Annotated in this window: 13 protein-coding genes; 7 read left to right on the top strand and 6 right to left on the bottom strand. The window is 68.4% G+C overall.

The features are described 5' to 3' along the window. Positions 1 to 120: 120 nt before the first annotated feature. On the top strand, positions 121 to 1701 hold the full coding sequence (locus tag RKD20_RS44690; protein ID WP_424882758.1) for a hypothetical protein: 1581 nt from the start codon (positions 121 to 123) through the stop codon (positions 1699 to 1701). Between the two features lie 395 nt (positions 1702 to 2096). Next, positions 2097 to 2519: a TetR family transcriptional regulator C-terminal domain-containing protein gene (locus RKD20_RS44685; protein WP_424882757.1), complete on the top strand. Its 423-nt coding sequence runs from the start codon at positions 2097 to 2099 to the stop codon at positions 2517 to 2519. 462 nt (positions 2520 to 2981) lie between these two features. Here RKD20_RS44685 and RKD20_RS44680 read toward each other — a convergent pair whose 3' ends face one another. From RKD20_RS44680 to RKD20_RS44670, 3 genes are all read right to left on the bottom strand, one after another. Next, a complete protein-coding gene (locus RKD20_RS44680; RefSeq protein ID WP_424882756.1) occupies positions 2982 to 4010 on the bottom strand; it encodes a LacI family DNA-binding transcriptional regulator in 1029 nt (342 codons plus the stop codon). Between the two features lie 854 nt (positions 4011 to 4864). Next, on the bottom strand, positions 4865 to 6298 hold the full coding sequence (locus RKD20_RS44675) for a glycoside hydrolase family 43 protein (protein ID WP_424882755.1): 1434 nt from the start codon (positions 6296 to 6298) through the stop codon (positions 4865 to 4867). A 52-nt stretch (positions 6299 to 6350) separates the two neighbouring features. Continuing rightward, a complete protein-coding gene (locus RKD20_RS44670) occupies positions 6351 to 6482 on the bottom strand; it encodes a hypothetical protein (RefSeq protein ID WP_424882754.1) in 132 nt (43 codons plus the stop codon). Between the two features lie 274 nt (positions 6483 to 6756). On the opposite strand from RKD20_RS44670, the gene RKD20_RS44665 reads away from it, so the two are divergent. The 3 genes from RKD20_RS44665 to RKD20_RS44655 all read left to right on the top strand — a co-directional run bounded on the left by RKD20_RS44665 (position 6757) and on the right by RKD20_RS44655 (position 11420). Then, positions 6757 to 8316, top strand: a complete 1560-nt coding sequence (locus tag RKD20_RS44665) for a sigma-70 family RNA polymerase sigma factor (RefSeq protein ID WP_424882753.1) — start codon at positions 6757 to 6759, stop codon at positions 8314 to 8316. Between the two features lie 295 nt (positions 8317 to 8611). After that, a complete protein-coding gene (locus RKD20_RS44660; RefSeq protein ID WP_424882752.1) occupies positions 8612 to 10033 on the top strand; it encodes a non-reducing end alpha-L-arabinofuranosidase family hydrolase in 1422 nt (473 codons plus the stop codon). A gap of 1096 nt (positions 10034 to 11129) precedes the next feature. After that, a complete protein-coding gene (locus RKD20_RS44655) occupies positions 11130 to 11420 on the top strand; it encodes a hypothetical protein (RefSeq protein ID WP_424882751.1) in 291 nt (96 codons plus the stop codon). A gap of 111 nt (positions 11421 to 11531) precedes the next feature. Here RKD20_RS44655 and RKD20_RS44650 read toward each other — a convergent pair whose 3' ends face one another. After that, entirely contained in the window at positions 11532 to 12050 is a 519-nt protein-coding gene (locus RKD20_RS44650) for a cupin domain-containing protein (protein ID WP_424882750.1), read from the bottom strand. Between the two features lie 183 nt (positions 12051 to 12233). Here RKD20_RS44650 and RKD20_RS44645 point away from each other — a divergent pair, with 183 nt between their 5' ends. Beyond that, positions 12234 to 12692, top strand: coding sequence for a PPOX class F420-dependent oxidoreductase (locus tag RKD20_RS44645; RefSeq protein ID WP_424883476.1), 459 nt, complete (start codon positions 12234 to 12236; stop codon positions 12690 to 12692). Positions 12693 to 12734: 42 nt separating this feature from the next. Here RKD20_RS44645 and RKD20_RS44640 read toward each other — a convergent pair whose 3' ends face one another. Further along, positions 12735 to 13709 carry an LLM class flavin-dependent oxidoreductase gene (locus tag RKD20_RS44640; RefSeq protein ID WP_424882749.1) on the bottom strand — a complete coding sequence of 325 codons (975 nt, stop codon included), beginning with the start codon at positions 13707 to 13709 and terminating at the stop codon, positions 12735 to 12737. An 86-nt stretch (positions 13710 to 13795) separates the two neighbouring features. Between RKD20_RS44640 and RKD20_RS44635 the strand changes: the two genes are divergently transcribed. Further along, the gene (locus RKD20_RS44635; protein WP_424882748.1) at positions 13796 to 14575 is read left to right on the top strand and encodes a helix-turn-helix domain-containing protein; all 780 of its coding nucleotides are present in this window, start codon (positions 13796 to 13798) and stop codon (positions 14573 to 14575) included. Here RKD20_RS44635 and RKD20_RS44630 read toward each other — a convergent pair. Continuing rightward, entirely contained in the window at positions 14554 to 14976 is a 423-nt protein-coding gene (locus tag RKD20_RS44630; RefSeq protein ID WP_424882747.1) for a hypothetical protein, read from the bottom strand. The genes RKD20_RS44635 and RKD20_RS44630 overlap by 22 nt on opposite strands. Between the last annotated feature and the right edge of the window lie 19 nt (positions 14977 to 14995).

The raw sequence follows: 14995 nt of genomic DNA, 5'->3' as shown, positions 1-14995 counted from the left end.
CCTGTGCAAACGCGGCCTCTGGCTTGAGCAGATTCCCGGTCAACCGTCCAGGCGGAACCTGCCCGTCAGACGACGGCCGCTTCGGCGCAACCTTCCGGTCTTCTGACGTGTCCACATAATGTGCTGACGATACGCAGATCCTGGCGAACAGCGGCGGCCGCCGCTGTCGCGACTGCCGCCCTGGCGGTTGCAACCCCGGCCGCGCACGCTGCCGGAACGACGCTCGTCCTGGACTCCCAGGAGAACTACTACCTCCCCACCGAGGGCGAGGGCCCGAACCTGGACCTCGGTATCACCGCCTCGGGCGGGGACGCCCATGACGTCTCGGTCGCGGTCGACGCGTCGTCCCTCGCCGGAAAGGCGACGATGGAGGTCACGGGGGACTGTGTGAACACCGGCACACTCAAGGTGAGATGTGACGTGGGCCCGCTGTCGGGCGGCGAGTCGATCGACCCGTTCTTCCTGAAGCCCACCGCGGCCGCCAAGGCGGGCGACACCGGTGCCATCACCTACACCGCCACCGCCTCCGACGCACCCACCGTGACCGGGAAGACGGACGTCCTGGTCGGCGGGCCGAAGCTCGTCAGCCGACCCTACCCGGCGCTGAAAGGCATCGCGCCAGGCGCCGTCTTCGAGCGCACCCCCGCCTTCGCCAACACCGGTGCAGCCCCCGCCGACAAGGGCGTCATGCTGCTGGTGCAGGACTCAGAAAACGTCTCCCTCGCCCGTGAACACTCCAACTGCCACTACTCGGGCCGACCCAATGTCGGCGCCTGGTGCCGGTTCGACACCCCGGTCGCGCCCGGCGCCGCCTACGAGGCCGACGCGCCGCTGCGCTACACCGCTGCCGTGGACACGATGTACGGCTACAACACCTACGTCGTGTGGCCGGTCGGCGGCACCGCGCCCGACTCCTTCGACCCGTCCGACTTCCCCGAGACGGGCACCGGCGCGCCGCTCGCCCTGAAGTCCGTGGCCTCCGGCTCCGGCTTCACCGGCTCCGGGTACGGTACCTTCGCCACCACCCAGCACGCCGACTACCAGGCGCTCGGCGACACGGTCGAGGGCAAGGTCGGCGAGACCGTGAGCATCACCGTGGGCGTGCGGAACAATGGGCCGGGCCGGATGGACTTCCGGTGGATGGACGCCGAGAACTCCGGCACCTTCGTGGTGACCCCGCCCGCTGGCACCACCATCACCGGCGCACCCGGCCCCGGCGAGCAGGGCGACCCCGGGCCGCTGTGGAACTGCACACCGCAGAAGGCCGGCGCGAAGAGCTACACCTGCGACATCGGCAGCACGGACTTCGGGCCGGACGACTCCGTGACCCAGGAGTTCACGGTGCGGATCGACCGAGTCGTCCCTGACGCGCGGGGCAGCGTAAAGGCGGTGGAGAACCCCGATTACCCCAACCGAGACGACGACGCGGCGAACGACACCGCGGTGATCGCGGTGAAGGCCGCCGGCTCGGCGACGTCCAGCCCGTCGCCCAGCACCTCCGCTTCCCCCTCGGCCACGGCTGGTGCGAGCCCGTCCGGCTCCGCGGCGGGAACCGGGAGCGGGACGACCGCCGGCGGCGGGCTCGCCGCCACGGGCGCGGACGGAATCCTGCTGCGGGCGGGTACCGCCGTCCTGCTGGTGGCGGGCGGCACGCTGGTGTTCCTGACAGCGCGGAGGTCACGGCCCCAGAGCAGCCGCTGACGCCGTCGGCGTGACAAGGCGTCAGCGGCCGATGAGAGTCGTCGGCCGCGACGCCTACCTCCCATGGCCCGGTCGGACGGACCATGCCCCTACTCCTGCGGCGTCACGCCGTGACCAGTCGCCGACGAAGTACCGGCGCGGGCGGCACACCCTGATCCGCACCCACCCCGGCGGCGGCACCCATGACTTCGTCGCCCGGCTCGCCCAGCGAATGCGGGCGGTGATGCAATCGGTCCACTGTCCGGTCAGTGAGAGTATGCCGTCCGGAATGCAAGGGAGAGCGATCGTCGTGGGTGTCTTCGTCCGGATCAGAGGCTGGCTGGAGTGCGACGACCAGCAACTCGCCCAGGTCAGAGAGAGCGTCGAAGCGGACGATGCCGACCGGACGTACAGCGGTGGCTGGGCCTTTCCGCCGAGGCGGTACAACACAGCAGCGGTGGAACGAGCAGACCTGGCCCGAGGGCGAGCCCACCCCCCGCGAGGCGCTGCGCTGGGTGCTGCTGGAGACGATCCCCCGGGACGACCGGCGCCGCCGCGAATGGCTCGTCGGCGTCGCCTACCTCATCCGCATGCTTGCCAACCCCACGCTGCGAGCGCTCTACGTCGACGGGCTGCCCCGCCTCTACGGGCTTCTCGCCGACCTCGTCCGCACGGCCCAGGAAGCCGGCGACATCGCGCCGGACCGCGACCCCGACATGGAAGCGGAACTGCTTTTCGGCCTCGCCGACTCGCAGGGCCCACCCGTCGTCCTGGGCCTGCGCACCCCCGAACAAGCCACAGCTGCCATCGACTACTACCTTGACCATCTGTTCCAGTAACCGCCGCCGGCGGGGCATCCGGGAAGACCATGACGATCCTGCGCACCACTCGGGAGCAGCAGCCGCAGAGCCATCACAGATGCGCAGGTCAGGATGAGAGGCACGAGGTCACTGTCGTGTCGGCCGGTTCCACAGAAGGCTGCCAGGCGGCTGGCAACGGCCAGGCCCAGGCCCAGGCCATGCTCATCCACAGCATCGCCCACTGGCTGGCTCTGAGAAGGCGGGTGGATCATGTGCCTGCGGGCCCGGCCCGTCGTCCGCGCACGCCCGACCGGCAAGCACCACGTCATCACCGGCGGGCAGGACCTCCCAGTCGCGCAGTCGCGGAGGCGGCAACCGTGACAACATCACCCAGGTACCGGCCCTCTGATCAGCGTCTCCGACGGCACCCCTCGGGCCGGTGACATACCCGCCAGGTCAGCGGCACTCTTGCTGGACCGCGAAGAAGATGTCGACGGTGGGTCACGTCGTGCCGCGGACAGCCAAGCTCGGGGTCAGGACGATGGGGGGTGGCAACTCGCCGGCGAGGAGTCGGTCGACTTGGTGGATGGCCAACTCGCCCAGTCGTCGCTTGTCGAGATGCAGGGTGGTCAGTGGCGGGTCCACCAGATCGACGACGCTCAGTCCGTCGTAGCCGACCAACGCGCAGTCGTCCGGTACGCGGACGCCGAGCCGGCGGGCGGCCCGGAGCGCGCCGATCGCCACCAGGTCGTTGAAGGCGACCACGGCGGTGAGGTCCGGTCGCCCGGCATGCAGCGCCTCGAACGCGGCGGCGCCCCCAGCCGGGGACTGCTCAGCCATGACAATCCAACCCTCGTCAACGGGCAGCGCATGTTCGCCGACGACTTCGAGGAAGGTACGACGCCGGACCATCGGTGCGCTGAAGCACTCGCAGTCGATCATGCCGATCCGCCGGTGACCCGAGGCGACGAGGTGCTGCATCCCTGCCCGGATCCCGGCCTCGGTGTCGATATGGACCAAGGCGTGGTTCGACGAGTCCAGCCCGCGGTCGACCAGAACCAGCGGCACGTTGCCCACGTACGGCTCGAGCTGCGCATCGGCATGGGTGATGTAGCCGACCAGAGCGTCGACCTGCTGGCCGAGTGAGCGGACCAGGGAAAGCTCACGGGACCGGTCGTTCTCGGTGCTGGCGACGAGCACCTGCCAGTCCCGCGCGTCCGCGGCCGCGATCACTCCTGCCACGAACTCCGGGAAGAAGGGATTGACCACGTCGGGGACGATGAGCCCGACGGATACGACGTCAGGGCGGACCAGCCCGCGGCCGAACCGGCTGGGCCGGTACCGCAACTGCCTTGCGACATCGAGCACGCGTTGCTGAGTCCCCGGGTCGATCTCCCCCTTGCCGTTGATCGCCCGGGAGACGGTCTGATGAGACACGCCTGCCGCCTGAGCGACGTCGCGGAGCGTGACACGCTTGACGGTTCTCACACCTCGCGCCTGCTGGTCTTCCGTTTCTCGCTGTCCGGCCACGCTGCCCACTCACTTCTGTTGCTGTGCCGCCCTGAGCCCAAGTGAATCAGGTTCCCACCGGCCTGCGGCACCGTGAGCCGCCCGGCGGCGGGCGTTGACGGCATCCGCTCCCCTGAGCAAGAATCACGTTAGCGGTCACGTTAGCGGTAACGGACCAAGTGAAGGAGATCGCAGTGGCTTCTCTGAGGGGCCCTCAACCGCACGAACCCCACCAAGCCTTCCGTGGCGTGTTCAGCAGCTGGCAGGCACAGGCCGGCGTCTTTTCGGCACTGCCGGACGCACCTGTCGAGCCGGACGATCCGCGGCCTTGGTGGCATCGATTGAGCGTTCGACTACAGAAGCCGGGCAGGGGTGAATTTGCGCCCAGTCGCTCCACTGCGTGTTTCCGGGGCGGCCCTGCTCCCAGTGCGGATGGACGGAGCTGACGCCCGGGAACGGCGCACCCACACCCGCCTCGCCCAGTTGAGCTGGGCGTTCTCCTTTCGGAGAGTCAGCGGCTCGTCCGTGGTCGGCCGGACATCCCGCTCGCCACGGTCGGCAGCGAGCTTCTCGATCCGCGTGGGCCCCTATGTCTTTGGTCAAACTGGTCGGGTGTGGGTACGGGGCGTCCTGAACCCTGTGGCCGCCCATGCTGACGGTCAGGTGGGCATGGGCGCCGCAGAGCTCGCGGCATTCGTGCGGGGCGCGGTCGACGGCCGCCCCTCCGGGCCTTCACTGACGGCTGCACGCCGGCCTTCCAGCTGAGGGTCGGCGTGGAGACGACAGTCGTCGCTCAGTGAGCTGGTCGGGGTGGGGAGAAGGAAGAAGGATGAGGGATGCCGGCGCTCTCCGACGCGCCGGCATCCCTCATCCGATCAGTTCGTCACACGGAAGGTGGCATCGCTGCGTGCTGTCGTGGTGGTGATCGGGTCGAGCTTCAGGTAGTAGGCGTAGTGGCGGATGTACCTGTCAGGGAAGTTGTACGACTGGAACGACGACCAGGTGGGTTCGGCGAGTCCGGCGACCTGGCGGAAGGTGGCATCGGCGGCGAACTGGGCGGTGCCGTCGTTGTAGACCAGCTGGAAGTCGTAGTTGGAGTGCCGCAGGAAGTATCCGGGGTAGTTCACCGACTCGAAGGAGACGGTGCCCGAGCCCGTCAGGCCGGTTCGCATCCGGAAGCGGGAGTCCTCGACAGGGCTGACGTCGGGGTCGATGCGCACGTCGAAGTTGGTGTGCCGCAGGTAGCGGTCCTGGAAGTTGAACGACTGCAGTCGGTTGGCCGCGGTGCTGGGCCAGCGGGCCAGCACGCGACTCTCCTCGGCGGCGGTCAGGTTCATGATCCAGCCGTGGCGCTTCTTCGTGCCGCCCATGTTGTAGCTTCCCGACGCCTGCCTCTGGTAGGCGGCGGGGTTGGACGGGTCGGTCGTCACGACCGGCATGTAACCGCCGCTGGTGGCGTACTGGTCGAGGTAGAGGGCCCACTTGTTGGTCCCGTTGAACTTCATCCACATCGGCCCCTCGACCTGGGAGCCGGTCAGACCGATGCCGGAGAGGTCGCCGAGCTTGGTCCAGGTTCCGAGGATGGAGTTGCTGCCTTCGAGGGTGATCTGTCCGTCGCCGGAGGCGCGTACGTAGCGGTAGTTCCCCACTCCGGAGGGCATCTCGATGATCTGGGTATCGATGATTTCCTGGGTGCCGGGGCGCTCGATGTAGGTCTGCGGGGTGGTGATGGTGCGGAAGTCGCTGGTCCGGGCGTAGAAGATGCGGTGCTTCGTCTTGCCGTCGAGAGGCACGTTCGTCGCCCAGTACAGGACGTAGCTGTTGGTCTGCGGGTCCCAGATCGCCTCGGGCGCCCAGGCGTTGCGGCCGTCGGGGATCGCGCCGGCGACGTTGAGCAGCCACGGCTTCGACCAGGTGACCAGGTCGGTGGACTCCCACACCACCAGGTTGCGGCTGCCGTTGTTGATGGAGGAGTCCCAGGTCTGCCCGCAGCTGATGCACAGGTCGGTCGCGATGATCCAGTACTTGCTGCCGTCGGGGGATCTCACGAATGCGGGGTCGCGCACTCCCTGCGTACCGACCGTGGAGCGCAGGACCATGCCGCCACCGTTGAGGTCGTTCCAGTGCAGGCCGTCCGTGCTGTGCGAGAGGTACATCTGCTGGTTGGTCGCCCCCTCGCCGGTGAAGTGCACCATCAGGTAGCCGGGGTCGGCGGCGGCTGCGCGCTGAGGTGCGGTCAGGGATTGGGAGGTGAAGAAGAGGCCGACGGCGACCAATATCGCCGCGATCCGGGTGAGAGCCCTCGACATACGTTTCCTGTCTTTCTGCGGGTGCCGGGACGAGTTGCGAGCGAGCGGAGCCTCAGGCGCGTGACCACTGGAAGCCGGCACCGCCGACGACGACCGTCGCCGGCTTCGGCGCTGGCGACGACGCCGGGGCGAACAGCCGACTGACGAGCTGTTCCACATCGGCTGGTGCCGAGGCGACGCTCATGACAAGCACATCCCTGTCTGCGTTTTGTTCGAAATACCGCACCTTGTTCGTGAATTCGGCGAAAAGTTAGGGCTGGGTAAGAGCCGGTGTCAAGAGTCGTACGTACAGGAGACGCGCCGATGCCTCGCGCATAACGGAAAACACAACGGAAACACGGAACGGTCGAAGGCCGTGGGGCGGCACCCGAGAAGCCGCCCAGGCAGATCCTCCGGGTTCGCTCCTGACACACTGTCGCCCGCGGACATCGGCAAGGCGACGGGACAGGTGGGGCGGGGTGCGCTCGCAAAACACACAGGAACGGCCGGACATCACCGTCGTCATGGCGGCGCGGGCCGGGGACCGGCAGGCTTCGGAACAACTGATACGGGACTGCCTGCCGTTGGTCTACAACATCGTCGGGCGGGCGCTGGACGGGCACAGCGATGTCGACGACGTGGTCCAGGAGACGATGATGCGGGTCCTGGACGGGTTGCCGGGACTGGAGCAACCGGACCGGTTCCGGTCCTGGCTCGTCGCCATCACCGTGCGGCAGATCCGTGACCGGTGGCGCAGAGGGCGCACTGGGCTCACCGTGGAATCCCTGGAGGAGAACGCCTCGGAACCGGTCCCACAGGCCGACTTCTCCGACCTGGCGATTCTCCGGCTCGCACTGTCGGGCCAGCGGCGTGAAGCGGTGGAGGCGACCCGCTGGCTGGAGGACGAGGAACGCGAGGTGCTCGCGCTGTGGTGGATGGAGAGCGCCGGTGAACTGACCCGCGGCGAGCTGTCGGTGGCCTGCGGCCTCACCCCCCAGCATGCCGCGGTCCGGGTCCAGCGGGTCAAGGAACGGCTGGAGACGGCACGCACCGTCGTACGAGCCGTGACGGCCTCGCCGCGCTGCCCGGACCTGGCCGCCGTACTCACCTCATGGGACGGACGGCCGTCCGCGCTGTGGCGCAAGCGACTGGCACGCCATGTCCGCGACTGTCCGCAGTGCCTGTTGAGCTCGTCCGATCTGATACCGGCGGAGGGGCTGCTGGCCGGCCTCGCGCTGGTGCCGGCGCCGGTCGGCCTGGCCGGCCTGGTACTTGCCAGGGTGCTGAGGGCCGACTCGGCCGGGGCCGGCGTCGGCGCGGGCACGCGCACGGCGAGCGGTGCAAGCCGTACGGCGCGGACGATCGGCAGGCTGGCCACCAAGCCCGCGGCGGCGGCAGCCGCAGGAGCCGTCACGCTCGCGGCTGCCGGAGTGGCCTGGTACACCGCCGCGGGGTCCCACGAGCCGGCCGCGCGACCCGCCGTCGCGGCCCCGCGGTCGCCCGCCGCCTCGTCCGCGGCGCCATCCCCGAGAGCATCCGCCTCACGGACACCGGCACCCACATCGACGCCGACAGCGGTCCCGGCGACGACGGCTGCGGTGCGGTTCTCGGGGCGGCATGGCCTGCGGTCGGTCGACAATCCCGGCGACTACGTGAGCCAGTCCGGCCGGCTCGGCGTCCTGGGCCCGGTCGGCACCACCAGCTCCGCGACCACCCGTCAAGCGGCCACCTTCACCTTCGTTCCCGGCCTGGCCGACCCCCGCTGCTACTCGCTCAGGGACGCCACGGGCAGGTATCTGCGCCACTACGCCTTCCGCATCCGGCTGGACACCGACGACCGATCCGCCATCTTCCGGAAGGACGCCACTTTCTGCCCGCGCCCCGGCTTCACGGTCGGCTCGGTCTCCCTCGAGTCGTACAACTACCCCGGCCGCTACCTCCGCCACCGGGACAACCTCCAGTTGTGGCTCGACCCGTCCGAGACCACGGCCGCCTACCGGGCCAGCCGCTCCTTCGTCCTTGTGACGCCCTGGACCTGACACGAACTTGGTGCCGGCGAGGCGAGACGGGCCCCACGGAAGCACCCCTGCCCCACCAAGGAGCGCGATGCCGACGTGTCAACCATGTCGCGGCACCGGCCCGGACGAGGGCAGCAACGGTTTAGGCCTGCGAATGTTTCTGCTCGCGCATCATGCGCGAAGTATTGACGCCGTTCACCTGTTCTCCCATCATCCACTTTGCTCGACACTTCGGCCCCTGTTCGGAATAGCGAACGCGAAAGAACCGCACCGGCATCGCCAGTCCGTAAACCCGCTCAAGGATGACGAGGTCCGCATGCACTTGGTGAAGTTCAGCCGCAGACGTCCGTCCGTGGTGCTCGCCGCCGCGGTTGCGGCCCTGGTCTCGTTGGCGGCGCTGCTCGTCGCAGGCCCGGCTCAGGCGGCCGGCGGCGGCGCCTTACGCGGTGTCGGTTCCGGCCGGTGTCTCGATGTGCCGAACGCTGGCCAGGCCGACGGCACGAACGTGCAGATCTGGGACTGCCACGGCGGGACCAACCAGCAGTGGACGCTGACGGACAGCAACCAGCTGACGGTGTACGGCAACAAGTGCCTCGACGTGCCCGGCCACGCCAACACGGCCGGTACCCGGCCGGTGATCTGGTCCTGCAACGGCGGTGCGAACCAGCAGTGGCGGGTGAACTCGGACGGCACGGTCGTCGCCGTGGAGTCCGGGCTGTGCCTGGACGTCTCGGGTGGCGCCACCGCCAACGGCACGGCGGTGCAGCTGTGGAACTGCGCCGGCGGGAGCAACCAGAAGTGGACCGGCCTGTCCGGAGGGGGCGGCACGTGTGCACTTCCGTCGACCTACCGGTGGACGTCGACGGGGGCGCTGGCACAGCCCTCGAACGGGTGGAACTCGGTGAAGGACTTCACCAACGTGGTGTACAACGGCAAGCACTTGGTCTACGCCTCGAACGTGTCCGGAGGAACGTCGTACGGCTCGATGGCGTTCAGTCCCTTCACGAACTGGTCGGACATGGCGTCGGCCGGCCAGACAGGTATGAGCCAGTCCGCGGTGGCGCCCACCCTTTTCTACTTCGCGCCCAAGAACACCTGGGTGCTGGCGTCCCAGTGGGGTGCCTCGCCCTTCATCTACCGCACGTCGAGCGACCCGACCAACCCCAACGGCTGGTCCGCCGCGCAGCCGCTGTTCACCGGCAGCATCCCGGGCGGCGGCCCGCTCGACCAGACCTTGATCGCTGACGACACGACCATGTACATGTTCTTCGCCGGCGACAACGGCAACATCTACCGGGCGAGCATGCCGATCGGGAACTTCCCGGGCAGCTTCGGCTCGTCGTACACGACGGTCATGAGCGACACGACGAACAACCTGTTCGAAGCTCCGGAGGTCTACAAGGTCCAGGGCCAGAACCAGTACCTCATGATCGTCGAGGCGATCGGCGCGAACGGACGCTACTTCCGCTCGTTCACCGCCTCCAGCCTGGACGGTCAGTGGACCCCGCAGGCCGCCACCGAGTCCAACCCCTTCGCGGGCAAGGCCAACAGCGGCGCCACCTGGACCAACGACATCAGCCACGGTGACCTGGTCCGCAACAACCCCGACCAGACCAAGACCATCGACCCCTGCAACCTGCAGTTCCTCTACCAGGGCCTGTCCCCCGCCTCCGTCACCCCGGGCATGCCCTACAACGAGCTGCCCTGGCGACCGGGCGTGCTCACCCTGCAGCGTTGACCAGCGCGATCCAACCTGATCGTGACGGGATCCGGTCCGCCGACGCCTAGCCGAGCGGTTCACGGCGTGGGCGGCTCCACCCGCTGACCGATGCTCACCACCCTGAGGAACCCCAGTCGCGCGTCGGCCGGGGTTCCTCTCCTTCCCGGTGTGCCGTGAATCCGCAGCCGCGAGCAGATCACGTTGCAGGACGGCGGGATCAGGTCGTCCGGCGGGTGTCGGTGTACGGGTAGGGGCCCCGGCCCCTGACTCGCAGGAGCGTGTGCGGCGTTCCGCGACGGCCGTGACCGCCAAGGCGACGACAGTCAGCAGGAGCAGCAGGGCCCAGGCCGGGGTGAAGCTGCCGGTGAGGTCGACCAGCAGGCCGAGCGCGGGCGGCACCGTGACTATGGCGATCTGGTTGACGGACATGGCCAGCCCCAGGGCGAAGCCGGTCCTGCCCGGTGGGGCCGCTTCGGTGACGTAGGCGACCCACGGGCCGTACCAGCCGAATCCGGAGAAGCCGAGCCAGACGAAGACGCCGGAAGCAACGGCCGGTGCCCGCCCGCCGGTGTCATCAGCACATCAAGCCCGGCGATCACGGCAACCATGCAGACCAGCACGATGGCATGGCGCCCCGAACTGCTCCGGTCGCTCCAGGCCGCCAGGCATATCCGCCCCGCAACACCCGTACCCTGGGATGCCACCAGGACGAGGGCCGCCCGCCCGGCGCCGATCGATGACACCTTGTGGAGGTGGAGCACTGTCAGGATGCCCACGCCACACTGCACCGAGATCAGGCTGGTCCCCGACAGCATGATCTTCACCGCGGACGGTTCACGGAGCATTCGAAGCCGGCCGCGAAGCTGTGCCGCGGGCGAGGCTGACGGTTGCTTGTCCTGCGGGACGGGCAGCGCGGGCGGCCGACGGTAGCAGCCTATGAAGAGGCCGGCCCCGAGCAGCGCGACGAAGAACCCGGCCGCGGCCTGGGTGAACGTGGCAATGCCCAGCACGATCCAGCGATAGCGCCACGGGGCGCGGGCCGGGGATTCGGCGCGTCGGGCGCGTCCGGCGGTTTGTTGTATCAGGCCGAGCACACTGTTGTAAGCGTCTTCTTGTGCGGCACAACCCTTACGGCGAGGATGCGGTGAACCTGGCTGCGGACCTGGCCAACCGCCGCCCCGCAAGCGCGGATGACCTCTCAGACCGCTGCCGCGCCCAGGCCGCGCTGAACGCCTGGGAGGGGATCGTCGAGGCCGCCGGCGAGCAGGATCGTGCCGATCTGCTGATCTGCATCACCGGGACGCAGAACAGCCGCTCGGTTCCTTACTGTTCACGCTGTTCGCGGTCGGTACCGCACTGCATCTGGTGGGCCGGGGCATGCAACGGCCGCGGCGCTGCGAGGTGATCGAGTGCGACAAGGCCTTCGCCGACACCTCACCCACCGGACGGCAGCGCTGCTGCTCCCAACCCTGCGCAACCGCGAAGCCGTCCAAAGGCACCGGGCACGCGCGTCCGACTACTCCTCCCCCGGCTCGAAGTCCTCCAGGAAGTAGCTGTCGTGTCGGACCCGAAACTGCTTGAGCTCTTCGCCACCGCGCTGCGCCATCTCCGCGACCCGTTCGAAGTACTCCTCGCGTGGGGCGCCCGGGGAGAAGAGCAAGAGCATGGACATGGGCTCCTCGGTCACGTTCTTGAAGGCGTGCAGGCCGCCGACCGGGACGTACAGGAAGTCTCCCGCGCGGCCCGTAACCCACTTCTCGCCGTTGTACAGCTCCACTTCGCCGGAGAGGACGTAAAAGGACTCCGACATCGCCTTGTGGAAGTGGGTCCTGGCTCCAGGGGACCGTGCACCCAGCTCCAGCTTGTACAGGCCGAATTCCCCACCGGTCGACTCGTTGGTGGCGAGGTAGTGGGTGGAGCCGCCGGGTGAGGAGATGTCCGGTGGGCTGTCGGCCGGGCGGAAGGCCGCGTTCACTTCGCCCTTGTTGCCGTGGTAGCGGGCTTCCGGGTACTCGAGGTATTCCGGGTACGACATGATGCGCTCCTCTTGGCAGGCTGCACCAGCATGGTTGCTCGCGCATCCGGACGGTGGCATCGGGCTTACGGACGACCTTCGGTTGGCCTGGGCTGGGGGCTGGGGGCCTTAGGGCGTGTGGTGAAAGGCGGATGGGATCAGTGTCCACGAAATTGTTGGGCGGTCATGGCTGTTGATCACGTCATGACTCAAGGACCAGCACCTGTCCCCCTGTCCGACGAAGCCCTCTCCGACCTTCTGGGCACGCAGCAGTTCGGCACGCTCGCCACCGTCAAGCGCAGTGGCCATCCCCACCTGACCACCATGCTGTACAGCTGGGCCCCTGAGGCCCGCATCGTGCGGTTCTCCACGACGGTCGACCGCATCAAGGTCCGGCACCTGCGACGCGATCCGCGTGCCTCCCTCCATGTGCAGGGAGGCGACGTGTGGTCGTTCGCCGTGGCCGAAGGCGAGGCCGAGGTCTCCGAGATCACGAGGGTTCCTGGCGATGCGGTTGGTCGGGAACTGCTCGGAATGATCCCGCAGGCTGCGAAACCGGAAAACGAAGACGCGTTTCTGCAGCAGTTGGTTGCCGAGCGCCGAGTGGTCATCCGGTTGAAGGCGGACCGGCTGTACGGAACGGCACTCGACATCAACGGCTAAGAGCTGCCCCGTAGTCGTCGCTTCGTGTCGGCTGGGCCAGGCTCAGGAGCTTTCCGAGGTGGAGGCATTGGCCGCTGCCGCTTGGACGGCGGGGATCAGGTCTGCGATCCGTTCGAGCTGGTCGCGCTGGGAGTGCAGGTCCAGGGCACCGAGGCGGGCGACGATGTGCCGAGCACCGGCGGCGACGTAGCGTCCTAGGTGCTCAAGCACCTGGTCCGCGGAGCCGGTGACCACTGCCTGGATCCTTTCCAGCTCCCCCAGTGGCATGCCGTATGTGGCCCGCGCGTAGTCGTCCAGTGCCCGACGGCCGCTCTCGATGTCGTTGTCGATCCGGACCGAGACGAATAGTGCGGGGGTGATGTCCTCGGTCTCACGTCCTGCTTCGGTCGCCGCTTTGTGGACGTTGCGGAGGCCGGACGCGTAGTCGGCGGGGTCGGGCGGGTAGGGCAGCCATCCGTCGTACAGTCGGCCAGTGCGGGCCAGTGCTGCGGGGGCCGCGCCGCCGAGCCAGATGGGCGGGCCGCCGGCTCGGGGCGGCTTGGTCGTGGGCGGGATGTCATCGAACCTGAGGATCTCGCCGTGGAAGGCGTCGGCGCCGTCCCACAGGGCCCGCCACAGTGCAACAGTCTCGTCCAGGCGCGCGAAGCGCCTTTGCCACGGCAGCTCGGACAGTGCGTAGAGGGGCCGCCCGAAGCGGCCGGGGAAGCCGGCGCCGACGGTCACGGTGAGCCGGCCACCGGACAGCAGGTCGATCGACGCAAGTGCCTGCGCGGCCTGGACCGGTCGACGGAGGAACGGCATCAGTGCAGCTGTGCCCAGTGTCACGGTCTCGGTCACCGGGGCGAGTGCGGCCAGCATCGTGAGCGCCTCGATGCGCGGGCTGATGAGAGAATCGTTGGCGAAGAGCGAGGAGAAGCCCGAGCGTTCGGCGTAGCGGCCGAAGGCAACCAGCTCGCGAGGGTCGTCGGCAGGGCCCCACTGGGCGGTTCCGGTCGGAAGCAGTACACCGATGTTCATGTCGGCAATGTTCACGACCGGTACGAGTGGCGACAATTCCCTCCGGGGAATGGCCTGGGACCCTCCGCCACCGTTACAACAGGCCCGTGGACTTCCCTCGAACGCTTCGTGAACATCGTACCCGCCGTCATGTCAGCCAGCTCGATCTGGCGCTGCGCGCGGGCACCACCCAGCGCCACCTCAGCTTCATTGAATCCGGCAGGTCTGTCCCGGGCCGGAACATGGTCGTGCGCTTGGCCGAGTCGCTGGAGCTGCCGCTGCGGGAGCGCAATGAGCTGCTGCTGGCCGCCGGATACGCGCCCGCCTACCCGGAGAGCTCACTGGACGATCCAGTGCTGGCCCCCGTGCGTACGGCGATCGACCACATCCTCCGCGGGCATCTGCCGTATCCGGCGCTGATTGTGGACCGAGGCGGTGACCTGATCGCCGCGAACAGCGCATTCGACCTGATCACCGAGGGCGCGGCTGACGAGCTGGTGGGTCCGGGCACGAATGTTTACCGCCTGGCGCTGCATCCCGACGGACTGGCTCCCCGCATCCGCAACCTCGCCGAGTGGGCGCGCCACATCCTCGTGCGCCTTGACCATCTGGAGGAGTTGCGCGCCGAGCTCACCGGGTACGTTCCCGAGCTGGAGCCGTCCGCCGGGCAACTCGGTTTCGCGGTGCCACTCCACCTGCGGTCCTCGTACGGTGAGCTCCGCCTGATGACGACTGTGACCACCTTCGCGACCGCCGTCGATGTGACGCTTGCCGAGCTGAAGCTGGAGGCGTTCCTGCCGGCCGACCCGGCGACTGCCGAGGCTCTCTCAGCAGCCGCCGGGGCACTGGCTTGTGCTGCCGCCGCTCAGGAGCCCGGGAACATGTAGTCCATCTTGATGCGGCCGTTGTCGTCGAGTACGAGGACGTCCGAACCACCACCCACCACGTCGCCGGTCGCGGTGGACACCGCCTCCCAGCCGATCCTGACCACACCATTGAGACGTATCGCACCGGGGCGCGCCCGGAACGCGAACCCCTGTTTCTCGACGAACCGCTCGTAGCTGCGCGCCACTCGGGTCTCGATGGCGTCGTATCCCTGTGCCTCCAGAGTCGGGTGGTCGAAGCCGAGTTCCGCGGCGGTCTCCCGTATCTCCGCGGGCGGGTGAAGGATGTGGGTGCCGTCCTCGGCCCAGAGTCGCTCGATGGCAGCGCGGCGTTCTGCGGCATCGGGCACATTCCATTGAGCCATGTAGCGGTCGGCCAGCTGCTGCGGGTCGATCTCGATCATCTTCGTCTCCTTGCCCGGG

Origin of the sequence: Streptomyces sp. SLBN-8D4 (genome assembly GCF_049739545.1) — a bacterium.
Lineage (GTDB): Bacteria > Actinomycetota > Actinomycetes > Streptomycetales > Streptomycetaceae > Streptomyces > Streptomyces canus_C.
Note: the sequence above shows the minus strand (reverse complement) of the source record. Positions and strands in the feature narration are given on the sequence as shown.